The sequence below is a fragment of the Phormidesmis sp. 146-33 genome, from assembly GCF_052939515.1.
Map to the genome: position 1 here is coordinate 41,232 of NZ_JBJPHU010000001.1, position 22,166 is coordinate 63,397.

The following is a 22,166-nucleotide window of genomic DNA, read 5'->3' on the forward strand; positions in this document are numbered from 1 at the left end:
ACTACTTTAACTGTGGATAGTGCAGTTTTACGATTACTCAAAAATTAAAGGATGCATCAGTCCAAGACCAACACATCCTTATTACACTACTTTGATCAACCAGAAAACTACTACTGTTTGGGCTTAAAAGCCAGCACCGCTTCAAATTGACTAGTCGTTTTATCCAGTTGAGTCGTTGTTCCACCGATGCTCTTGATTGAATTTAGAATGGCGGTCGTCTCTGGCTTCATCGTCGAAGTTTGAGAAAGCTGCGTAGCTTTATTAACTAGAGCCATTGTTTTCTCCACATCCATGTAAAAGTAACCGATGTTTTGCTTGGGTAGAGAAGCTGTCACCGCTTTAAAGCTATCGCTGGCTTCTAGGGAAGGACTGGGCTGACTCGACAGGGTAGTGACCAGATCGCCTGTTGCAATAAAAACGGTGTTGTCGTCTAGCCAACCATGACCAAGTATCGTGCCCTGGGGCGCTTTCCATTCAGTGACTTTTTTGCCATTCACGTCTCGTTGAGCGACATTTAGAAATTGACGCTTGGCGATCGTATCCAGCTTACCCAACGTTGTTTCAGCCGTTTTACGATCGCTCGTCTTAAACACCATGACCTGACCAAATCCCAGTTGGGCCATCATGCCTTGATTGACAGGAGCCATTGCGATCGCAAACTCATCATTCATCCAGCCAAAAATGTCTTTATCCAGATCAAGACCAATCATTTGACTGTTGCCCCGCATTGCGTCTATTACTTTCTGGCTGTCTGGGTTGTCTTTAGTTTGAGCCACAAACTGACTCCAATAGCCGCTAATATTGGCACCAGAGATGAGCGCAAACGTATCGGCTGGAAACTGACCCACGACCTTGCCCGGAGAGGGCTTAAAGTCGATCGCCATTTTTGGATCGACCGTAACCCCTCCCTTAAAGCGCAGCCCCATATCATCTACGCTAACGTTGCCAGCCATCGATTTAACTTGTTTGAGCGATTCCAGAGTAGAGGCACTCATCTGACTACTAGAATTGCTAGTCATCGCTTGTACCATTGCTGCGTAATCTGGGATGTAAAAGCGAGCAAGTACGGCTTCTCTACCACTCTGAGCCAAGAGCGACGCAGCTTCTGGTTTAGTCGCAAAAGAGGCGCTACCCTGAGCAGACTCGATCGCCTGTTCGATCGAAGGCTTACTCGACGAGACGATGAGGTATGAGTTGTTAAGAACTGCTGCGTAGCCGGGTTTTTTGCCTTTTTCACTGACAAATTCGCTAACATTGACTCCTTTGTAGTCAGTTTCGACGCTCTTAACCTTTGAGTCGCTTTTGAGCTTGTTGGCAAAGTTGAGGGCACTCACTTTATCTTTGATTGCGATCGCGACTACCATATTTGCCTCTTTGGTGCTCGCCCCCGGCATCATCGCAACCATCATGTTGCCCATCCAGGGTTTGAGGTCTTTGTCTACGTCCGTATTAGACTGAGTGAGCATTTTTTGCCGAAATTCTTGAAAGCTTTTCTCAAACGCCTGTTGAGCCTCTGGGGTGCCAAACTGCTTGAGCTTTGCCCAATTTTGTTCATCAGTGGAGATAAAAGCGGCCGCATACGCTTCATCAGGAATGACTTTGGCAATTGCGATCGGGGTTGCACTATCTCCCGATGCTTTATTAAAGTAAAAATATCCGGCTACCCCTCCAACCACAGCAGTCGCCGCCACCGCAGGTAAAATCAGCTTCTTTATCGCCATATTGTTTCCTCAACGTTCTAGATAGTATTACGGCTGGATTGAACTTCACCCTGACACTTGCCGAATTCGGACGGCTGAGTGATTAAGATCAATGCCGCTAGAGTTCCCTATGATTTTGGAGTTAGCACAAAGAGAAACGTTTCGGTATTGAATTGATCAGGTGCAAAAGACACCGCAACAATTAACTTCTGTACTAAAAATCTGTACTAAAAGCGGTAAGTATTTCTTCTCTTTTTTATGGAGTTAAGGGGAATTTTCAGAATCTCAACCTGTGAGCAAGAAACGTTTTAAGCTGTCGAGATTTGGGATAACATCACTTTGCGATCGACTGAATCTAAAGCTAACCTTGTTTAAAGACTTTGCGAACTTTGAACGACAGGGGCACTTACTCAAGTATTGTATAGTACATTTGTATGTACGGGTTCAACAAATAGCACTATGGCCTCTACACTCACTGTCTCCGGAAAAGTCATGGGAAAAACTCAACCCATCTTTTCTGACTGGAAACTAACCTTGCCTGAAGTTGAGGGCGCTCTCACCCTACGAAATTTGCTAACTCAAATCGTCTGCGCCGAAGTTGCTGGATTTGAAGCTCGTCAACGTCAGGGTCGCCTGATGCGGGTCGTCAGTCCGGGTCAGATTAGTCTGGGCGTTGAGCAGGGAAAAGTGGATTTGGGCGGCCGTGATCTAGAACAAACTGTGAATCTGGAACGATCGATCGAGACAGCCCTACAAGCGTTTACAGACGGATTGTATTTTGTGTTTCTCGACGAGCAGCAGCAAGAAAATTTAGAGGACGTGGTGAGATTGCGACCTGATTCGCAACTGTTGTTTTTACGGTTAGTTCCGCTAGTAGGCGGGTAGCGTTTAGAACGATCAAACCTGGAGACACTTCAGTAGGGTGACGATCGTTCTATTTTGGGCTTAATTAGGGTGAATAACGGCAGGTCAAGAATTTGTTGAGGAATTAAAGAATGCTGAATCGCGAAGTTGCACAGGCTCAGTTACAAGCAGTTTATGTAGCAGATTGGCGATCGCAGCGTATTCAACAATTGAGTGATCTTGACGAACGGTTGCGATCGGTGGGTTATGCCATTCTCGGTTATGGGGCTGACGGACAGCGATCGGACGATCATCAGTTCTATCAAGTTCGAGAACAATCGCGACGACAGTTAGATCAGTTTACGCCCAGCGATCGTCTGCAAATTTTCAATGTTCTCTTTCCCAGGTTTGGCCCGATCGTCGAATCTGCGTGGCAACTGATTGCACAATTACCTTATCGATCGGGCTACAGTCGGCGATCGTTTCGCGCCCCAAACCATGCTGAATACAGTGCAGACAAGCGACAAAATTGGTTGCAACAACTGATTGATGTGGTAGAAGGCCATGACCAGGATTTGGAGTGGTTTGCCGCCTGGGTGCCATACCTGGGCTACTATGCATCCGATGTGTTGGGGATTTTGTTTGCAGCCGCGATCGAACACACCGAAGGACAAGCCATTTTCGAGATTTTGACCGCATCCGCCAGTGGCACTCACGACATCGGAGCAATGGGGCGGCATGTGACTCGTGCGCTACTGGTCGCCAATCGAGCCGATGGCTGGGACTTTATCGAACGCTTACTCCTCGCCGCCCAACGACAAGAAGGCTTGCGACAAACCATTTTGGAGACGATCGACGAAGCTCACCCGATCGCCTTTCAGCGAATGCTGCGATTGATTCTGGAGCAAAATCTAATTCGGTTTAGCGCCACAATTCGCGCGGTGGATGTCTGGTTTGGATTCGGTTTGGAGTCACTCAACGAAAAACTCGCCAAACAACTGATCGCCCAAGTGCTGGATCTGCTCGAAAGTTTGGATGCTCGATCTGCTGCTCTGGAAAGTGAAGATCCACAACTGGTTTATTTAGCCCTATGGTCAGCCGGATTTGTGGATGCGGTGGCTGCGATCGACCTTGCCGTACCGCTGCTCAACCATCCCCAAGCCACTCATCGATTTGTCGCGGTGCATTTTTTAGCTCAACTAGAGATCGCGCCAGCCAGAATGAGTCTATTGTCGGCGGTGAATGATCGTGATTTGCAGGTGGCGACGGCTGCGGTGCAAGCGCTTTCTCACACGGGAGATACAGACATTCATCAGTCTGACTTGTTTGAGCGGTTAGAACAAGCCTTACCCAACTTTCCGATTAAGCCCAAAACGCAGTCGATCGTCTGGGAATGGGTGACGCTCGAATCCAGCCAAAATCTAGTCGCCTCAGCGCTGATCCAAAATTTGGGGACGCGATCGCCCAAGCGACTCATTGCTTATCTGCCACTGCTTGACACTTATGAACGAGCCAATGTTGCTAGATTGTTGTCCGAGGTCAAACCCTGGGACAGTGAAATTCGGGCGGCGCTGTTTGATCTGGTCGGGGATGCCAGCAGCTATGTGAGAGAACAGGTGATTCGGCTTCTACAAGCGTGCACGATCGTTCCCTCAGAAAGCACCCAGTTAGAACACCTGCTCACCCGTCAAGCCAGCGATCTGCGGCGAGGAATTTTGGGCTTGCTGTTAAGCCAATCGGATGAAGCGGCGATCGCCTCCGCAGAACGGTTACTCACTGCCAAACAAGCCCCTCAGCGTCAAGCCGGACTCGAACTTCTGCGCGAACTGGTACAGCGAAATCGTCTGCTCGATCGCGCCCAAAGTTTGGCAACTGACTATCAGACCCGTCGATCGAAGCTCACGCTCACCGAGACGCAATTACTTACAGGCATTTTGCAATCCGAAACCGAAGCCACGCTGACAGACGCTCTGGGACTGGTGCAGCCTGCCGATTTGACAGCGATCGCGCCTCCCCAAGTCATCAAGCCTGTTGCGATCGCGACCCTCCCCGCTCTGAATTGTTTGCTGGCATTGGATGACCTGATCCACGAGCATCACCAAACGCCTGTCAAAGTCGAGCAAGAAGAAGAACTCCTCGGCAACCTGAACTGGAATTTTCCCCGCTTCTATTCAAAGCTGTCGCGAGAGGGGAATCTGGAACGCTTGCCATTGAGTGATGTTTGGCTTAACTGGTGGCGCGATCGGTCTGAGACGCTGCGCGATGCCGATGGGCTGGAGTTGATTCGAGCGATCGCCCCCCGATTTGACTACCGCTCAGATCCTCATACGTCAGAAGTCGCCAATTTGAGTGATCAGTCCCGCCTGGTGGATCGAGTTGTTGCTGACCTGCAAGCCCACACGGGACAAACTCCGCCATCACTACGATATCCGTCGCAAATCAATCTCATCATTGCATGGCTGCTCTATCTACATCCGCCGACTCAAGTTTTTGACTATTGCCTGGAGGCGATCGCCACCCTGCTCGACACGATTCCCTTGACGCAACTGAAGAATGATCCCCAGTGGGAACACAATTCAAGCTATTGGGGAGCCAAGCGACAGGTCAGCGATTTTATTGGCTACTGGATTAATTTCGCTCGACATTATCAATCTGATGGGGAGTCCGATCGCATTCGCTGGTGGCATCTAGTCCGCTGGGTCGATCGTTTTTTGCCCAGTTATCAAGGAACAGTGACGCTGTGGGATGTATTCGACACCTACCAGCTTGGCGGGGCAACTGAGGCGGATGTGATGTTTTACCTGTTGGGCGCTGAAGACCGTTCTACCGATGCCATTCAACAATCAGGGAGTGCTGCCGAAGCAAAAGCCAATCTCAGAACGTCGTTTCCGGCGCTGTCAGATCTGACTCGTCGCACTGTCATCGAAACCTACACCGCCCATCCTTTCTTATTGGAACTGTCCGATCGGGCCCGTCAGCGAATTCTAGCAATCGAACTCCAGCGCGGTGATTTGCCAACAGCCGCTTCTCAAGCAGCACGAGCGCTCAAGTCCGTTGTGGGAATGTCTACTGTCATCCAACTGATTCAAGCCTTCGATCGCAATAAGCTGGTACGCCACTACGCCTACAACAGTCTCAGCAAAGCCTCCGTGTTTAGTCATCTGATGCGAGTCAGCTTTCCGGCCCCAGATGACACCCCAGCCGAATTCTCTCAGCGCGTTCAATCCGCCCAAATCAAGCCAGAAAATCTAATCCAATTTGCCTTTTATGCGCCGCAGTGGGTTCACTATATCGAACACGCGATCGACTGTCCCGGATTTGCCGAAGCGGTCTGGTGGTTTCATGCCCACACCAAAGACAACGGTTGGAGCGTCGAACCAGAAGTTCGCGAAACCTGGGTCGCCCAAATTAGCGAACGAACTCCGCTGTCGGCTCAAAGTCTAGTCGAGGGGGCCGTCGATGTCGAATGGTTTCATCGCCTCTACAAACAACTCAAGTCCGATCGCTGGAACCAACTCTACGAAGCCGCCCAATATGCCTCAAGTGGAGCCGGACACCAGCGCGCCAAACTGTTTGCAGATGCGATGTTGGGCAATCTAGAGTCCCAAACGCTACGCGATCGCATTACCAGCAAGCGCCATCAGGATGCCGTCCGAGCGTTGGGATTGTTGCCGCTGCCAAAGGGGAAAAAGCGCGATCGTGAGATGCTCGATCGTTACCAACTGCTCCAAGAATTTCTGCGTACCAGCAAAAAGTTTGGCTCTCAGCGACAGTCCAGCGAAAAGTTAGCCGTCTCGATTGGACTCGAAAATCTGGCCCGTACCGCAGGCTTTGTCGATCCCCAACGGCTCCAATGGGCCATGGAAGCGCAAGCGATCGCCGACCTCGTGGATCAAGCTCAAATTGTGACGATCGATCAAGTTAGCGTCAGTCTCGCAATTACGGCTAAAGGCGCACCAGAAATTACGGTGACGAAACAAGGAAAACCGCTTAAAGCCATTCCTGCCAAACTCAAAAAACAGCCTGAAATTCAAGTCCTCACCGCTCGTAAACAAGAAATCACCCAACAGGCTTCTCGAATTCGGATTTCGTTAGAGCAGGCGATGTGTCGGGGCGATCGCTTTACCGCAACAGAGTTAATTCAACTCGCAAAGCATCCGGTCTTATTCCCCATGTTGAGTCAGCTTGTGTTGATGGGCGATGCTGAAATTGGCTATCTCGTCAATCAAGGAACCGCCCTGAAAAATCACAGTCAAATCGTCACCCCGATCGCCTCCACTCAGTTGAGAATTGCCCATCCCCATGATTTGTTAATGACTCAGGAATGGCATTTGTGGCAGCAAGATTGTTTTGGCAGCGATCGAGTGCAACCCTTCAAGCAAATCTTTCGAGAACTCTACGTTCCCACGACTGTCGAGCAGCCAGAAGCGATGTCTCGTCGCTACGAAGGTCATCAAGTCAACCCAAAACAGGCGTTGGCGCTGTGGGGTCAGCGGGGCTGGATCGCGACTCCCGAAGTCGGCGTTCGACGGATATTTCACGCGGAGGGACTGATTGCTGAAGTCGATTTTCTCAACGGATTTTACACGCCGCTAGAAGTCGAAGGATTGACGATCGAGGGCGTTCGATTTTACCGTCGCGACGAATGGAAGCCGATTCCGTTGACCGAAGTGCCGCCTCGTCTATTTAGCGAAGTGATGCGCGATCTGGATCTGGTGGTCAGTGTGGCCCATCAAGGCGGAGTCGATCCCGAAGCGACGGCCTCCACAGTTGAGATGCGATCGGCATTAGTCCGCGAAACCTGTCGATTGTTAAAGCTTCACAATGTGCAACTCCAAAGTGCTCACGTCTTGATCGAGGGACAGTTGGGCAGTTACTCGGTGCATTTGGGCAGCGCAAACGTCCATCGTCAACCAGGCGGATCGCTCTGCATCGTCCCCGTCCATTCTCAGCATCGCGGCAGAATCTTTTTACCGTTTGTCGATCCCGATCCCAAAACGGCCGAAGTCGTCTCAAAAGTGCTGTTATTAGCGCGAGACAAAGAGATCCAAGACCCCACAATTTTAGAGCAGATTTTGTAGAGGACGTTGGACTATAGACGTTGGACAAATCAGAGACTTTGAACCACAATTCTTCTCTTAAAGTCCCCCAAAATTGGCAGCTTGGGGGGCAAAAGGACAGAACAACGAAGCGAAAAAACTGCATCGAATTCGCGTAAAACTAAGCGATCGTGAACAGTTCTTCTGCGGAAGAGGGATGAATCCCGATCGTACGATCGAAGTCTTGTTTTGTAATACCTTGCTGCATTGCTAATACAAATCCCTGAATGATCTCGGCAGCATTATCGCCAACGATGTGTAGTCCAATCACTTGATCAGTCTCTTCATCGGTCACTAACTTGATCAACATCTTGACATCTTGACCACTCAGACTATGAAAGAGCGGCTTAAATTCTGTTTGATAGCAGCGAATTTTTCCTAATTTTTCTTGGGCTTGTGATTCGGTCAGTCCGATCGAAGCCGCTTCGGGACGCGCACAAACCGCCGACGGCACGCTGGCATAGTCTACTGTCCAAGAATAGTCGCCAAATTGAGTATCTGCAAAAGCGCGCCCTTCTGAACGGGCAACAGGGGTGAGTTGTTTGCGATTGGTGCAGTCTCCCACTGCGAAGATGTGAGATTGACTGGTGCGGCTGTGAGCATCGACAGCGATCGCTTTTTGATCCATCTCCACGTCCAGTTGCTCTAGTCCTAAATTCTCTAAATTGGCAGACCGCCCGATCGCACAGAGAACCGTATCGACCACGATCGTTTCACCATTAGAAAGCGTTAAAGTCAGACCTTCATTAACTGGAATGATTTTGTCGATCGTGGTATTGCAAAAATTGTGAATTCCGCGTTTTAACAAACCTTCTCGCACAGCTTGACTAACGGATTGATCAAATCCATGCAAAATGCAGTCCTCTTTGTTCATTAAAAAAACTTCAGATCCAAATCCGCGCAGCACACTCGCAAATTCAACACCAATGTAGCCAGCCCCCAACATTGCAACTCGTTTGGGTAACTGCTTGAGGTTAAACATTTGATCAGAAGTTAGCGCATGTTCAATACCCGGAATGTCAGGTTTGCTTGGCTTTCCTCCTGTAGCAATGAGAATCTTGTTAGCTGTAACTTTCTTCTGATCCGCTACTTCGATTGTGTGCAAATCAAGCAGTTTTGCCCGACCTTGAAAAAGATTAACGTTAGCTTTGTGTAACGAGTTTTGATGGCTTTGTCGCAGACGATCGAGTTCTTGATTTCGGGCTTTCACAAAGCGCTGCCAATCAAACAGAGGCGGCTCACCCTGCCACCCATAGCCTTTTGATGCCTCAAACCAATCTGCAAAATCAGCCGCATAGACCATCAGCTTTTTGGGAATGCAGCCAAGATTTGCACAGGTGCCACCGAGATGATTAGCTTCAGCGATCGCGACGTTTGCTCCATATTTTGCGGCTCTTTTGGCAGCAGACAACCCTCCTGGCCCAGCCCCGATCACAAACAAATCATAGTCATACATGGCGCGATCGTCCTTTCACTAAATGGATGGCGGAGCGCAAAAACTTCAGCGTCTTAAAACAGCGAAGCGTGCAAAAGCCCTAAGTAATTGTCGTCTCAATTTATTCAGTCGCAGGGTCGAATCGCTACCGTCGCAAGACAGAGGTTACAGGTTGCATCCGCTTTTATTCTAGAAATGCAGTATGCAGGATCACCATGAGCGAAGAACTAAAGAAAGGCGATCGGGTCGAGTGGAACACTTCCCAAGGCACCACCGAAGGCACGATCAAAAAGAAATTAACTGAACCAACAGACTTTAAAGGACATCACTTCGACGCTTCAAAAGACAACCCCGAATACTTAGTCGAAAGTGCAAAGACGGGAAAAGAAGCGATTCATAAAGCGGATGCACTAAATAAAGTTGAGGAGTAGACATGGTTGAAGAAACAAAGACAATTGTTAATGAATTTCAGCAAGCTGTTAATATGACTGATCGGGAGTTAGAGTCTTGGCTAAACACCGAAGAGTCGCGCAGTGTAGGACAAATCAAGGAAGGACACGAGGAATCGATCGGGCATGAATCCGGTCGTCATATTGTCGAACTTCTGCACAAAAAGCACTCTGAGTATAGCCAAGATGACTTATCTCAAATGCAGCGCGTCATCAGCTATGTACATCGTCACTCTGCTCAAAAGCCATCGGGTGATATTGAACATACTCGCTGGCGCTATTCGTTAATGAACTGGGGACATGACCCACTAAAAGCTAGATAAATTGGGCAGTGAGTGGATGATAACGCCTCAATTAGGATTGGTTTGCATTACCGAATCGCAGGCAGTCAGGTTCAAGACGGTGACGCGCAAACGGTTGTTGCAGTTCGATCACGCCGAGCAAGAAACCATGTTGCGAACCCTTTATGCCGAAAATTTGCGGCGACTTGGGCGGGCGATCGACTTTTGCGATGTGAATAACATTCGTCTCTATCGCATGGGTTCTGGGCTATTTCCATTTGCAGATGACACGATCGGCGAAGCAATCTTGCCTGAATTTGCGGATGAAATGAAACAGGTCGGCGATCGCAGTTCGGCATTGGGAATTCGATTAGTGCTGCATCCTGATCAGTTTGTGGTGTTGAGTTCCGACCGCCCTGAAGTCGTGCAAACCAGCATCAAAATTTTGGCAACTCATGCCCGTATTATGGATTTTTTGGGACTGCCGCAGTCTCCCTGGGCATTAATGAATATTCATGGTGGAAAGGGCGATCGTCGCGATCGGTTAATCAGTGTGATTCGAGATTTGCCTGATAATATTCGGCTTCGCTTGACCTTAGAAAATGATGAATATACCTACAGCAGTCAAGAGATTGGTACAATTTGTCAGGCAGCTAACATTCCCTTATTATTTGATGCTCATCATCATGTTATTCATGAAAAAGTAGATAGCTATGAAGATGCCAGCGTTGCAGAAATGTTTGCATTGGCTCGTAGCACTTGGGCGACTCCAGACTTGCAGGTTGTGCATATCTCTAACGGAGCAGAATCCTTTTTAGATCAGCGTCACAGCGATTACATCACCATTATGCCTAGCGTTTACCGTCAGGCTCCCTGGATTGAAATTGAAGCAAAACAAAAAGAGTTCGCGATTAAGAAACTACAAGATGAATGGCTTCCTTCTGATCTCAATGTGTTGCCACCTGTTAAATTACCACTTGTAGAATCGTCCGACACTTCTCAGGGAGCAGCCTAGGTTTCTGGAGATGATAATAGCCTATGCTCAGTTGACTACATTAACCAAGTGGTCTGCAAATTAGCAGCTTTGTTGAATCAATCTAAGCGTGGTGACTTCGTGGGTGGATCGGGTAGCATAAGGGGTAATCAATGTTACAAAAATCACGCTATTGACTTCTTTGACTTCTTATGAAACTCAGTCTACGCAGTGGAAAGCTTGTAAAGTGGAAAGACGATCGTGGATTTGGTTTCATTCAACCAGATGATGGTAGCCCAGAAGTTTTTCTACATATCACTGGCCTCAAAAACGTAACTCGTCGTCCCCAAGCAAATGACACAATTTATTACTACACAGTGATTGAGTCAGATGGCAAAGCCCGTGCCTATGATGCTTTTATTTCGGGCGCACGCAGCAAACCTACTTTTTTCTCCACGTCGATCGCATCCAAGCCCAAGTTCCCAATATTCACGACATTACTGTTGTCAATTTTGCCACTGGCTGGAGCCGTTCATTTCACCTGGATCACTCGCAATCCGCTGCCGCTCATTCTCTATCCTGTAATGAGTTTAGTCACTTATTCTATGTATGTTGACGACAAAGCTCGTGCCCAACGAAGAGACCGCAGAACTCCAGAGAAAAGGCTGCATCTATGTGAGCTTGCAGGTGGTTGGCCAGGTGGCTTTGTAGCTCAGAAGAGAGTACGCCACAAAAGTCAGAAGGAGTCTTATCAGTTTACGTTTTGGACGATCGTCACAACTCATTATCTTATTTGGCTAACCTGGTTATTTTGGGGTCAGATAGTGTGGCTCAGACGTTAGAAGGTCATAAACTGATGGGGGATCTTAGTCGATCGCACCTCAACAAACTCTGCCTTTAGGGTGACAACGCTCTCTCTCTGGAGTGGATGTATTTAGACAAATCAATCAATCAATATGTTAGAGAAAATACAAATGATTAGAGAAATACATGCAGGGCAGCTTAGTTACACGTTTGGAAAAAGAGCGAGTCATTCCTAAGCCTCTGGAGACTCAGATAGAACACAACCCCTACTACAGCGCTGAACAAGCTTTTGGCAAACTTCTGGAAGCGGAAGACTTAGACAAAAACTTACAGCGCTACACTTCGGAAGTGAGTACTTTTGAGACTGCTTTGCACGCCGCCCTGGTTCAGGCTTACAACACTCAAGACGGCTCAGAGGCGGCTCATCTGTTTATTCAGCGAGTCCTCTACCGCATCAATCGTCTCAATCTCTTCTGGTATGACGACCTGAGCAATTACACAAACGAGCGCTCGCCTTACCTGCACAAAATCCGCGATCAGATCGAAACCATTTGGCAGCAGTGGGAACTCGAAAACTTTGACCTCGACGCTTACAAAACTCTGGATGTAAAGCAAGCTATTCTTGATCGCTTTGATGCTGATCTAGAGCCTCCGCTTTCGTTAGATGCTTACTACATGCGCGAACAGATGACTCTAGAAGGCTATCGCTATCTGTTGGCGATCGCTTCCTTTGACGGTCTTATCGAAGCTAGTCGTCTGTCCCGCATTTTGGGCGGTGCTGCGAACGAAGTACAGGCGACACTCACCAAAGTTTTGCTCGAAGAATATGGCAATGGTCGTCTTTCGCGCAAACACTCCACCTTCTTTGCTCAAATGTTGACCGAACTTGGACTCAGCATTCAGCCAGAAGCGTATTTTGACCTTGTACCGTGGGAAGTGTTAGCCAGCATTAACCACAACTTTTTGCTCACCGAATGTAAGCGTTATTTTCTGCGCTACAACGGCGGTCTGGCTTACTTTGAAGTCGCTGGGCCGGCGGCTTATCACAACTATCTGGCAGCAGCAAAACGGCTTAAACTGTCAGACGCTGCAATGGGCTATTGGGATCTACACATCAAAGAAGACGAGCGACACGGACGCTGGATGATTCAAAATGTCACGCTGCCTTTGATTGATATGTACCCGACTCAAGCATGGCAAATGATTTTGGGCTACGACCAGGAAAAACTGATGGGCGATCGTGCTAGTGAGGCGGTCGTTCGAGTGATTCGTCAGGGTGAAAAAACGCAGCCTTTGCCCGTGATCTCAGTTTGATAAACGGTTTTGAGGGGTAGGCATCTGGTCTGCCCTTCGTCTTTATACACACTTTTACAAAGCGAGGGTATTACCTTGACTGGAATTCTGTTGCGATCGCAGTCCACCCGCAAATCTGTTTCTGAGAAAGAAGTCTTCTTTTGTCCCGAAGAATCTCATTTCTATTCCCATTGTCTTGAGCGTCTGGTTTTTAATCACTGTGATGATGTAGATACGATCGTAGAGTTTGGCTGTGGTGATGGAACTCCGGTCATTAATTCACTTTTACGAACTAACTTTGTCGGTAAAGTTCATGGATATGAATTAAATCCTTCGGCTTCTCAGGTGGCTCAATCGAGAGTGGCTCAATATGAGTTAGATCATCAATATTTCATTCACAATCGATCGTTTTTTGAGACTCCCAGACCGACGGCTCAATATCTCATTGCCAATCCTCCTTACCTTCCTGCACCCGATAATGATATTCTCATGCCCTTGCTGTATGGCGGATTTGATGGGGCTGCCATTACCAATTCTCTATTAACGCTGGACTATCCCAACGTCATGGTGTTGGTCTCAAGCTACTCTAACCCAGTGGGCACGATCGCTCAAGGTGAAATATACAACTATAGTGTTGAAGATTTTATGATCACGCCGCTTCAATTTGGTTACTACAGTTCAGAACCAAAGGTGAAAAGTCATATTGCAGAACTTCAGGCTAATCAACAGGCCTTCTACTCAGGAAACACCTATTTTCTAGCAGGCGTATTGTTTAGAAAGCGTGATCTTTCTGACGTTGATCTGTCTAGCGAATTAACTCAAGCGATGACAGCGCTCTAGAAGTTAGTGATTCACTCATCAAATCTCTAATCGAATATCTAACGGTTCGTCGTTGAGGATCAATGATTAAACAGCCTGTAATTTTGACTGGCGGTTCAAGCCGCGCCTACCAGAACAAAGTAGACTAGAAAAGCGTCTTAACCTGCCTTCGCAGGTTTTGTTCGACTAGCCGCGAATTGATTGTCGGGTTTATTGGATTCACGATTCTAAGATTCTATTCCTCATAGCATTGTTGAAATGACGATCGTTGATGTTCTCATTCCTACCTACAATCGCCCCTCAGCGTTAGCCGTCACATTAACCAGTTTGATCGCTCAATCGTTTCAGAATTTTCGCATTGTCATTTCTGATCAGACTGAGACCTTTGATGCGATCGCGGTTGGTGAAGTGCAGTCAGCATTACGAGTGTTGCGATCGCACCAGCATTCGATCGCAACGCACAGACATCTCCCGCGTCGAGGAATGGCCGAGCAGCGACAGTTTCTCCTTGACCAGGTGACTGCACCTTACGCGCTGTTTCTCGACGATGACTTGATTCTAGAATCTTATGTAATTGAGCAAATGCTGACTGCAATTCAGCAAGAACGCTGTGGATTTGTCGGAAGCGCGCTGACGGGACTCAGTTTTGTCGATGACATTCGACCCCACGAGCAAGCGATCCAGTTTTGGGATGAGCCAGTTCACCCCGAAGCCTTGCAACCCGGAATGCCAGAATGGGAACGTTGGCGACTACACAATGCTGCCAATCTTTTTCACCTACAACAGCGTCTCAACCTCGACCCAAAAAATCCTCGCAAATACCGAGTTGCTTGGGTAGGCGGTTGCGTAATGTATGATACTCAAAAACTTCGCTCTGTCGGCGGCTTTAACTTTTGGCAAGACCTACCGCTCAACCATTGTGGCGAAGATGTCATGGCCCAACAGCGAGTTATGTCCCAGTATGGCGGCTGTGGTCTAATTCCATCAGGCGTTTACCATCAAGAATTACCGACTACCATTGTCGATCGCAGCGTCAATGCCCCTGTTGTATTACGCACAAAAACGACCACAAACAAAAAGTAATGATTCACAACCAACCAGCGAAGCAAGAAATTCAATAGATTGCAAATGCATGATCTAGAATTTTTCTTTTAAAGTTCCCTAGATTGAGGGGTTGTACCAAATCAATCTGTTAATGCTACAGATCCTTCGCCCCCTAAATCCCCCATTCTGGGGGACTTTGAAACCTAGAAAAGTCTTGACCTCTGGGGAACTCCTACATTCAAAGTCCCCCACTCGTGGGGGATTTAGGGGGCTGCAAGATCTGTAGCGTTCAAAGATCAATTTGGTATTGCGGGGCAGAATCTCTCAATAACGAAGTGAAGGAACTTCATCAAGCACATCAAATAGACATTAAATACAATTGGTATAAAGTAAGGGCAATTGGATCAGAAAGCTATCTTTCACCAATTGCCCTTTTAATGTTCAATACAATTTAATGTTTAATACAATCCGCTTTTAGAAGCCCTGGAAGTTATATCCAACGCCTAGCAGAATCCCGATCGCGGCTTCCCCAGTTACCGAAGCATTGACAGAAGCCGTCGCTGTAAACTGAGAACTCAAAGGCACATCGATTCCCCCAGTCAGCAACAACCCCACCTCAGCGTCATCACCCGTCGAAATCGCAACCCCAACACCCACAAAAGGAGCCGCAGCAAACCCAAGTCCTCCCGTTGGCCCTTCGCCAAAACTAAAGTCGTAGGTAACAGGCACCAAAATTGTCACATCATCGCTAAACAGCACCGAAGGACGCACAGATACCGACGGCAGCAGCCCAATTTTACTCAAGACCGCAAAGCTACCCTGTCCCAGTTCCGTGTCTCCACTACCAATGCCGATGTTGCCGCCCACTCCAATGTAGCTAGACCCCGATCGTGTCACTCGCCCCGGAGAAACTTCTGTCGTCTGAGCCGCCGGACTCGGAGTCGTTTGAGGGGTAGATTCAGGCGGTTGGATAGGTTGAGTCTGAGGAATCGATTCTACAGGGGTCTGATTTACACCAGTATTGGGCGTTGTGTTAGGCACTGTGTTAGGCACCGTGTTAGGTGTTGCATTAGGCGTTGCGTTAGGCGCAGTAATCGAGCCGGAAGGCGCTAACGTATCTGCCCCATTTGCAGGCGTGACAACACCGGGCGTTGTAGTAGTTTGAGCAGTCAGGAATGCTTGCCCTCCAGTCAACTCGCTTGCAGAAGTCGGCACCTCACCCGGAATCGGATCAGCAACTCTGCTGGCGATTTGAGCCACACTAACTTGAGCAGGTTTGTTGGATCGAACCCGCTCCCAATCAATCTCAGACTGGTTGACTGGTAAAGACTCTGTTGAGTTTGGATCTTCTGCATTCGCTCGCAGATTGCCTGTAAAAATAGCAAACGCAATGATACTAATCGGTAGGAAAACCTGTCTAAACCGAGATGAATTTAATTTCATGGTGAATGCAGCGCAGTTCCCAGCATGGGTTCCGGTAATGTTCTGAGTATCCTCCAAGCGTAGTGACCCCGATCGATCGGAGCGTCTCTCTAAAGAAGGAATATTTGAAGAGAGAAATGAGTCAGTTTTGGAACACTCAAGGATTATGAACTAAACAAAACCGTTACCTGTCGGGTGTGTTGAGTTAAGCAAAGCGCACTGCTAACTGAGAAGTGATGCGTTTCTACGTAATGTTTAGTTTGTTTTAAGGTTGAGCAATCTTCGATCGCGGCTGTACGGCCCCTTGAGGAGTCGTCCCATTTTGGTTAGAAGCGGGTTGACTAAAATACTGATACGTGATCCGAGACGCTTGACGAATCAGTTCTTCACCCTGATCATCATTTCGGGGCCGCTTCACCATGACACCAATCAGATAACGCTTACCGCTGGGCATATCCACCAGTCCAACATCGCCCGTCATGCCGCCAATATTGCCTGTTTTGTGAGCGATCGTCGCGCCTTCTCCCAGTCCACTCGGTAGTAGGGTATCGGTGACCGTTTGGCGCATGATTTCCAGCAGCCGATCGCGCGATCGCATCGACAACAATTTTCCATTACTAACTAGACCTAGCAGCAACACCAAATCTTGAGAACTACTCATATTGGTTCCTTCGACATCAGGAAGCAAATTGCGAATCGAGGTAGTCATCAAGCCCCAAGACTGAAAGCGCTGGTTAAGGGCATCTTTACCGCCGAGGCGATCGATCAGTAAATTTGTCGCGGTGTTGTCGCTGATCGTGATCATCTTGGTTGCCGTTTCTAAAGCGCTAAACTGGGTGCCCGGAGGCTGGTATTGCATATCTCCCGATTCGGTTGCTACCAGATCAGGACGCATGGTTAGCATCTCATCAAGACGAATCTTTCCCGCATCAACATCTTGAAAGAAAGCAACCAGGATAGGTAGCTTAATCGTACTGGCACAAGGAAGCGGAGTTGCCGCATTCAGGTTGAAGTAGGCGTTGGTATCTAGGTCAACGACCATCATTCCCGCGGTCAGTTGCGGCTGTTGGGCGGCCAAGGTCTGAATCTGTGTTTTGAGCGGCGTGATTTCTTGCCCCAGTTGCAGCGTTGGCGTTTCTGAGACGGGCGGCGTTGGGGTGACTTCCGTCTTTTCTGAAGAAGCTCCAGCGGTGAAATGGCTGGCAGGGTCCCAAACAGACAAAATGGTTCCGGCGATCACACCCACACCCACACCCAAGATCAGCAGGCGAGTTCCATATAAAAGAGCGGCTCCCGATCGCGTTCTCGGACGAGCAGGCTTGGCCATCGGTCGAACGCTGGCCGGATGAGTGGCATAAGGCTTGGGCGACCCCTGGCGGGTATCTCGAAGAGATCGTTGGCGACGACGCAAATCAGACTGGCTTTTTTTAACAGCAGGATTGGGCTTGCGATCGCGCTTCTCAGGTCGTCTGCGGCTGGCTTCGGGGCGATCGTTCTCTGGTTTAAAGCTGGGGCGTGAAGCATCGACTGGCGGTTTTTGCAAAGAAAGGGGGGCTTTTCGGGAGGCTGGTTCAGGACGGGTACGTCGTCGAGTTTTTTGAATCGGACGCGGCTCTGGAGGCTGGCTCAAGCGTCTCGGCCGCTGGTTAACAGGACGTTGGGAAAGTCTCTCTTCTGAAGCATTGCCCTCAAAAGGCGCATTTGGATCGTTGCCATCCCGCATTTAGGTCTTCCTCTCTTTAGTCAAGCGATCGATGAATAGGCTTTGAGCCAGGTTTAACGCCTTTTGTGTGACGATTTTTTTGACGGGAACGATCGAGCGCTCCCACTAGATGTAGGGATTTTACATTGAGTTCATCAAAGTGGTCGGTTGAATAATAAACATTTGAGAAGAATTGCCAGATTGATAGCAATCCTAAATGAGTCACTCGCACTTACGATCGCGGCTTTTGAGTCTCGATCGCCCAGGCCACCTGTCTCAAAATTCCCCGCAGCAGAGCCACCTCCGTCGGAGCGGGATAAGCACGATTTAACAGTCGTCTAAATTTCTCCATGCGACTGCTGGCCGTGTGAGGATGCAGATAACCAATTTTAAGCAGCAATTCCTCAAGGTTTTGGTAGTAGCCTTCCAGGTCATCCAGTGAGGCGAGTTCTGAATTGTAAGTGGGTGTAGAAATGGATTGATTGATCGTCATTGGCTGACTGACCCACTGATAAAGCTCGTAACAACAAATGGCCACCGCTTGCGCCAGATTGAGCGACTGATAAACAGGACTTGATGGAATACAGACAAAGCGTTGTGCATATTTCAGTTCTTCGTTGCTTAAGCCTCGATCTTCAGAACCAAAGATCAAGGCCGACTGTAGTCTCTGACTTTCTTGTGACTGATCTTCTGTTATGTCTCCTAACAGCCACGGTAGGGCAGTTCTGGGATGCTCTAACGGGGTATCGACGGAGCGGGTACGAACGGTGGTGGCGATCGCTCTTTGACATCCCTTGAGCGCATCGGGCAGCGTCGGGACGATTTCTGCGGATTCCAACAGGTCGGCGGCATGGACTGCCATCTGTCGCGCCTCGGCTGACAGCGGATCACAACTGGGATTGACCAGCACCATACGTCTCAGCCCCATATTTTTGAGGATGCGCGCGATCGATCCCACATTTAGCGCCCCGGCTGGCTCCACCAAAACAATACGAATGTGAGAAAGTGCAGTTTCGCTCATCAAGAAAATCAGAAATACAAGGTCAGCCTCCTTAGCTTTACATAGACAAGGCCACTCAGAAGGGGCGATCGCAACGACAGAAAAGAAATAAAACCTGTTAGCTAAGTGTATATCTGTAGTTAACGACTATTTGGCATTATAAATTACACATAAGTATAGTAAATAACACGTAGTGATTTTATTAGAGCTTTCTCATTTTTAACTTAGGTGAAGACTGGATTAAGCTCGATAGAAGGGTCGGATATTCATCAATCTTTGGGTATAGATTTATACATATACTCCCAAGGTTCTGCACGCAATGTTTAAGTTCTCTCTCGCGTCAAGAGCAAGTCAGTCAATTCTCGTAGCACTCGGCTTATTTTCCGTTTTGGGAAGCGCACCAGCTTTTGCCCAAGTAAACTCGCAGACCGCATCTACTTCTTCGGTTCTATTTTCTGGCACCGACTCTGGACGATCGGCATCCGCCCTCTTTGATTTATCGAATAACGTGTTGTCGATCGCGCTCAACAATACCAGCACAGCCGATTCTCTGGTTCCCACAGACGTTTTGACGGGACTGTTTTTTGACATTGGCAATAATCTAAAGCTCAATCCCATTTCTGCACGATTGGGCAATGGTTCCAGCATCTATGGCGGTAGCTCCAACACCACAAACGTCGGCGGCGAATGGGGCTTTAACTCTAAGCTGGCGATCGGCAGTTCGAGTTACAACTACGGAATGAGCGCCGCAGGATTGGGACTTTTTGGCCCCAAAAATCGCTTCGACACCTCAGCCAATCTGTCTGGCACTGAAAACGTCGGCGGTCTAGACTATGGCATCGTGACAGCAGGTGACAACCCCACGACAGGTAATGGCGGACTCAATCGCGATTTGATTAAGGGATCTGTCGTCTTTTCCTTTGGCGTATCTGGACTTCCGGCTGGTTTTGACCTTGCCAAGGCGATCAGCAGTGTGCGTTTTCAATACGGCACCAACACGGCTGAACCAAGCTTTGCTGGAAGCATCCCGACCCCTCCCGTTGTCACTCCTCCCGTTGTCACTCCTCCGATCGCTCCTCCCGTTGTAGAACCTCCCGTTGTTCCTCCCGTCGTCATTCCTCCAGTCACCGAGCCTCCTGCTGTGAATCCTCCGGTTGTAGAGCCTCCGGTTGTGATTCCTCCGGTCACCGAGCCTCCGGTCATCATTCCTACCCCTGAGCCACCTGCTCCGAACCCAACCCCTGATGAAGAGCCTGCTACCCAGACAGTGCCCGAACCGGGTGCGATCGCTGCCATTTTGCTGGCAGGTGCCGCGATGCTCCGTTCTCGTAAATCAGTGCGAACCAACGATTAGAAACGTCTGAACAGGTGAAGCTTCGCAGCAAAACTTTTCTTCCTTGTCTCAGCTAAGAGGCAGGGGAGATTTTTTTATGAAGAATTTGCTACAGCGTTTAAGCTAGAGGAATCCAGTAACATGGCTCAATACCTTGGTCACCATGCCTCGTGCCCGCTCAAAGTCCGATTTGCCGACTAAAATTTGTCCCGTTTGTGGGCTGCCTTTCACCTGGCGCAAAAAGTGGGAAGACTGCTGGGACGATGTAAAGTACTGCTCAGAACGTTGTCGTCGTCGCAAATCTCAGGCAAAAGAAGCAAACGATTCGTGATTGGCGAACGTTGAGTTGATCCACCATCAGAGATAATGAACTGTTGATCCACCCAGCGATCGTTTGATCATTCTCTTGAGGCTTTAATTCATGACTGCAAATCGCATCCAACCCAAGCTCATTATTCACGGTGGGGCTGGCAGTTCGCTTAAGGGGAAGGGAGGCGCAGATGCGGTACGACGATCGCTCTACAAAGTTGTCGAGGACGTTTACGCGCTGCTCAAAGATGGGGCAACGGCTCAAACCGCAGTCGTACATGGCTGTCAGCTTTTGGAAGATGATCCCCGATTTAATGCGGGAACGGGTTCGGTTTTGCAGTCTGATGGTCAGATTCGCATGAGTGCTGCTCTGATGGATGGGACGACTCAGCGATTTAGCGGTGTGATCAATACTTCGCGCGTCAAGAACCCGATCGAGCTTGCCCAATTTTTGCAAACCTCGGACGATCGCATTCTCTCTGACTTTGGTTCAGCAGAATTACTACGCGAATTGCAACTGCCGCTCTACGACCCGATGACCGAGTTGCGTCTCAAAGAATGGATGCTGGAGCGTGAGGGCAATTTTAACAAAGCAATGGCGGGAGTTGTCGCAGAACAGGAATTAGTCAGCGAGGCCGGAAGAGGAACGATCGGGGTCGTCGTTTTAGACGGTCAGGGCAACATTGCAGCAGGCACATCCACGGGAGGCAAAGGCTTTGAGCGGATTGGACGGGTCAGCGATTCGGCCATGCCAGCCGGAAACTATGCCACGGTCAAGGCGGGCGTGAGCTGTACAGGAATTGGCGAAGACATCATTGATGAATGTTTGGCGGCCAAAATTGTGATTCGCGTTGCAGATGGCTTGTCGCTATTAGGTGCGTTTGATCGATCGATCAAAGAAGCTCATACCAACAAACGAGATTTGGGCGCGATCGGGCTAGATGCAGAGGGCGCGATCGCATGGGGCAAAACCAGCGAAGTTCTTCTTGCGGCCTACCACACAGGCGAAAAGCTGGGCGACACCCTAGAGATGTCCGAGGAAATGGGCGTTCTCTCTGTATAAAACCAAGTTGAAAAGTTGTTAGGGCTGCTGGACTTCACACTCACTCAGTCCTTTGGCTCTCTTTACGAAACGATCGTCGTATGTGTATATTGCACAACATTGCTGACTTTGTACCAAGTGAAGCGCATCAGCAAAATTTAACCCATTCTCATGCCAAAACTGCAAGACTGCGCTTGAGATAAAACCAACAGTGTATTGGAGGAAAGGGTATTTCTCAGCTACTAGAAGGCGAAGGAACGGTAGGGCGGTATGGAGAGTTGCTAAAACTTGGACGCAGAGGCGATAATTTGACTCCGCATCATGTTCCATCCCATGCATACATGACAGCTAGGGTGCCGGACTATAGGCGCAACTTGGGAATTGCTATCATGATGGAGCATCCCATACCGGGTGCAGGAGGCCGTCATAGACAAACGCTTTCCTATGGGCAATCTCCAGATTTAAGTCTTCTACCCAGAGAGGTTCTTGCTAGAGAGATTCAAGATTTACGATCGCTCTATCAGCGTCAAGGAATTTATACAGGAAAGATTAGAAGCAGCTTCCAAGCAGTCATTCAAATGAATGAATTAGCTTGGACTGGAGTCTTTGAAAAGTAGG

18 protein-coding genes are annotated in these 22,166 nt (G+C 48.8%); 13 read left to right on the plus strand and 5 right to left on the minus strand.

What is annotated here, in order from left to right; all coding sequences use genetic code 11:
- Nucleotides 1–110: 110 nt before the first annotated feature.
- The gene (locus tag ACJ2PR_RS00185) at nucleotides 111–1,721 is read right to left on the minus strand and encodes a DUF3352 domain-containing protein (RefSeq protein ID WP_446875489.1); all 1,611 of its coding nucleotides are present in this window, start codon (nucleotides 1,719–1,721) and stop codon (nucleotides 111–113) included.
- A gap of 438 nt (nucleotides 1,722–2,159) precedes the next feature.
- Between ACJ2PR_RS00185 and ACJ2PR_RS00190 the strand changes: the two genes are divergently transcribed.
- Nucleotides 2,160–2,585 (plus strand): hypothetical protein, encoded by a 426-nt coding sequence (locus ACJ2PR_RS00190; RefSeq protein WP_446875490.1) that lies wholly within the window; start codon nucleotides 2,160–2,162, stop codon nucleotides 2,583–2,585.
- 110 nt (nucleotides 2,586–2,695) lie between these two features.
- A complete protein-coding gene (locus ACJ2PR_RS00195; RefSeq protein ID WP_446875491.1) occupies nucleotides 2,696–7,624 on the plus strand; it encodes a DUF5724 domain-containing protein in 4,929 nt (1,642 codons plus the stop codon).
- Nucleotides 7,625–7,763: 139 nt separating this feature from the next.
- On the opposite strand, the gene gorA is transcribed toward ACJ2PR_RS00195, so the two are convergent.
- Entirely contained in the window at nucleotides 7,764–9,098 is a 1,335-nt protein-coding gene (gene gorA / locus ACJ2PR_RS00200; RefSeq protein ID WP_446875492.1) for a glutathione-disulfide reductase, read from the minus strand.
- A gap of 194 nt (nucleotides 9,099–9,292) precedes the next feature.
- On the opposite strand from gorA, the gene ACJ2PR_RS00205 reads away from it, so the two are divergent.
- From ACJ2PR_RS00205 to ACJ2PR_RS00235, 7 genes are all read left to right on the plus strand, one after another.
- Nucleotides 9,293–9,508 carry a DUF2945 domain-containing protein gene (locus ACJ2PR_RS00205; RefSeq protein WP_446866165.1) on the plus strand — a complete coding sequence of 72 codons (216 nt, stop codon included), beginning with the start codon at nucleotides 9,293–9,295 and terminating at the stop codon, nucleotides 9,506–9,508.
- Between the two features lie 2 nt (nucleotides 9,509–9,510).
- Nucleotides 9,511–9,849: a DUF3140 domain-containing protein gene (locus ACJ2PR_RS00210; protein ID WP_446875493.1), complete on the plus strand. Its 339-nt coding sequence runs from the start codon at nucleotides 9,511–9,513 to the stop codon at nucleotides 9,847–9,849.
- A 16-nt stretch (nucleotides 9,850–9,865) separates the two neighbouring features.
- Nucleotides 9,866–10,822, plus strand: a complete 957-nt coding sequence (uvsE, locus tag ACJ2PR_RS00215; RefSeq protein WP_446858464.1) for a UV DNA damage repair endonuclease UvsE — start codon at nucleotides 9,866–9,868, stop codon at nucleotides 10,820–10,822.
- A 170-nt stretch (nucleotides 10,823–10,992) separates the two neighbouring features.
- Nucleotides 10,993–11,622 (plus strand): DUF1294 domain-containing protein, encoded by a 630-nt coding sequence (locus ACJ2PR_RS00220; protein ID WP_446858465.1) that lies wholly within the window; start codon nucleotides 10,993–10,995, stop codon nucleotides 11,620–11,622.
- A gap of 148 nt (nucleotides 11,623–11,770) precedes the next feature.
- On the plus strand, nucleotides 11,771–12,898 hold the full coding sequence (locus ACJ2PR_RS00225; protein WP_446875494.1) for an iron-containing redox enzyme family protein: 1,128 nt from the start codon (nucleotides 11,771–11,773) through the stop codon (nucleotides 12,896–12,898).
- A gap of 75 nt (nucleotides 12,899–12,973) precedes the next feature.
- Nucleotides 12,974–13,717: an SAM-dependent methyltransferase gene (locus ACJ2PR_RS00230; RefSeq protein ID WP_446866170.1), complete on the plus strand. Its 744-nt coding sequence runs from the start codon at nucleotides 12,974–12,976 to the stop codon at nucleotides 13,715–13,717.
- Nucleotides 13,718–13,954: 237 nt separating this feature from the next.
- Nucleotides 13,955–14,779: a glycosyltransferase family 2 protein gene (locus ACJ2PR_RS00235; protein ID WP_446875495.1), complete on the plus strand. Its 825-nt coding sequence runs from the start codon at nucleotides 13,955–13,957 to the stop codon at nucleotides 14,777–14,779.
- 435 nt (nucleotides 14,780–15,214) lie between these two features.
- Here ACJ2PR_RS00235 and ACJ2PR_RS00240 read toward each other — a convergent pair whose 3' ends face one another.
- From ACJ2PR_RS00240 to ACJ2PR_RS00250, 3 genes are all read right to left on the minus strand, one after another.
- Nucleotides 15,215–16,183: a hypothetical protein gene (locus ACJ2PR_RS00240; protein ID WP_446875496.1), complete on the minus strand. Its 969-nt coding sequence runs from the start codon at nucleotides 16,181–16,183 to the stop codon at nucleotides 15,215–15,217.
- Between the two features lie 244 nt (nucleotides 16,184–16,427).
- Entirely contained in the window at nucleotides 16,428–17,885 is a 1,458-nt protein-coding gene (locus tag ACJ2PR_RS00245; protein ID WP_446875497.1) for a serine hydrolase, read from the minus strand.
- Between the two features lie 211 nt (nucleotides 17,886–18,096).
- Nucleotides 18,097–18,885, minus strand: a complete 789-nt coding sequence (locus ACJ2PR_RS00250) for an RNA methyltransferase (protein ID WP_446875498.1) — start codon at nucleotides 18,883–18,885, stop codon at nucleotides 18,097–18,099.
- Nucleotides 18,886–19,183: 298 nt separating this feature from the next.
- Here ACJ2PR_RS00250 and ACJ2PR_RS00255 point away from each other — a divergent pair, with 298 nt between their 5' ends.
- The 4 genes from ACJ2PR_RS00255 (at nucleotide 19,184) to ACJ2PR_RS00270 (ending at nucleotide 22,165) form a co-directional block, all read left to right on the plus strand.
- Nucleotides 19,184–20,218: an XDD4 family exosortase-dependent surface protein gene (locus ACJ2PR_RS00255; protein ID WP_446866177.1), complete on the plus strand. Its 1,035-nt coding sequence runs from the start codon at nucleotides 19,184–19,186 to the stop codon at nucleotides 20,216–20,218.
- Nucleotides 20,219–20,360: 142 nt separating this feature from the next.
- Nucleotides 20,361–20,528: a DUF2256 domain-containing protein gene (locus ACJ2PR_RS00260; protein ID WP_446858473.1), complete on the plus strand. Its 168-nt coding sequence runs from the start codon at nucleotides 20,361–20,363 to the stop codon at nucleotides 20,526–20,528.
- Between the two features lie 90 nt (nucleotides 20,529–20,618).
- A complete protein-coding gene (locus tag ACJ2PR_RS00265; RefSeq protein WP_446875499.1) occupies nucleotides 20,619–21,569 on the plus strand; it encodes an isoaspartyl peptidase/L-asparaginase in 951 nt (316 codons plus the stop codon).
- Between the two features lie 320 nt (nucleotides 21,570–21,889).
- The gene (locus ACJ2PR_RS00270; RefSeq protein WP_446875500.1) at nucleotides 21,890–22,165 is read left to right on the plus strand and encodes a hypothetical protein; all 276 of its coding nucleotides are present in this window, start codon (nucleotides 21,890–21,892) and stop codon (nucleotides 22,163–22,165) included.
- Nucleotide 22,166 lies beyond the last annotated feature (1 nt).

Bases quoted from the DNA above. Each gene is read 5' to 3' on its own strand.
- ACJ2PR_RS00185 (WP_446875489.1), bottom strand. From the start codon at position 1,721: ATGGCGATAAAGAAGCTGATTTTACCTGCGGTGGCGGCGACTGCTGTG.
- ACJ2PR_RS00190 (WP_446875490.1), top strand. From the start codon at position 2,160: ATGGCCTCTACACTCACTGTCTCCGGAAAAGTCATGGGAAAAACTCAA.
- ACJ2PR_RS00195 (WP_446875491.1), top strand. From the start codon at position 2,696: ATGCTGAATCGCGAAGTTGCACAGGCTCAGTTACAAGCAGTTTATGTA.
- gorA (WP_446875492.1), bottom strand. From the start codon at position 9,098: ATGTATGACTATGATTTGTTTGTGATCGGGGCTGGGCCAGGAGGGTTG.
- ACJ2PR_RS00205 (WP_446866165.1), top strand. From the start codon at position 9,293: ATGAGCGAAGAACTAAAGAAAGGCGATCGGGTCGAGTGGAACACTTCC.
- ACJ2PR_RS00210 (WP_446875493.1), top strand. From the start codon at position 9,511: ATGGTTGAAGAAACAAAGACAATTGTTAATGAATTTCAGCAAGCTGTT.
- uvsE (WP_446858464.1), top strand. From the start codon at position 9,866: ATGATAACGCCTCAATTAGGATTGGTTTGCATTACCGAATCGCAGGCA.
- ACJ2PR_RS00220 (WP_446858465.1), top strand. From the start codon at position 10,993: ATGAAACTCAGTCTACGCAGTGGAAAGCTTGTAAAGTGGAAAGACGAT.
- ACJ2PR_RS00225 (WP_446875494.1), top strand. From the start codon at position 11,771: ATGCAGGGCAGCTTAGTTACACGTTTGGAAAAAGAGCGAGTCATTCCT.
- ACJ2PR_RS00235 (WP_446875495.1), top strand. From the start codon at position 13,955: ATGACGATCGTTGATGTTCTCATTCCTACCTACAATCGCCCCTCAGCG.
- ACJ2PR_RS00240 (WP_446875496.1), bottom strand. From the start codon at position 16,183: ATGAAATTAAATTCATCTCGGTTTAGACAGGTTTTCCTACCGATTAGT.
- ACJ2PR_RS00245 (WP_446875497.1), bottom strand. From the start codon at position 17,885: ATGCGGGATGGCAACGATCCAAATGCGCCTTTTGAGGGCAATGCTTCA.
- ACJ2PR_RS00250 (WP_446875498.1), bottom strand. From the start codon at position 18,885: ATGAGCGAAACTGCACTTTCTCACATTCGTATTGTTTTGGTGGAGCCA.
- ACJ2PR_RS00255 (WP_446866177.1), top strand. From the start codon at position 19,184: ATGTTTAAGTTCTCTCTCGCGTCAAGAGCAAGTCAGTCAATTCTCGTA.
- ACJ2PR_RS00260 (WP_446858473.1), top strand. From the start codon at position 20,361: ATGCCTCGTGCCCGCTCAAAGTCCGATTTGCCGACTAAAATTTGTCCC.
- ACJ2PR_RS00265 (WP_446875499.1), top strand. From the start codon at position 20,619: ATGACTGCAAATCGCATCCAACCCAAGCTCATTATTCACGGTGGGGCT.
- ACJ2PR_RS00270 (WP_446875500.1), top strand. From the start codon at position 21,890: ATGACAGCTAGGGTGCCGGACTATAGGCGCAACTTGGGAATTGCTATC.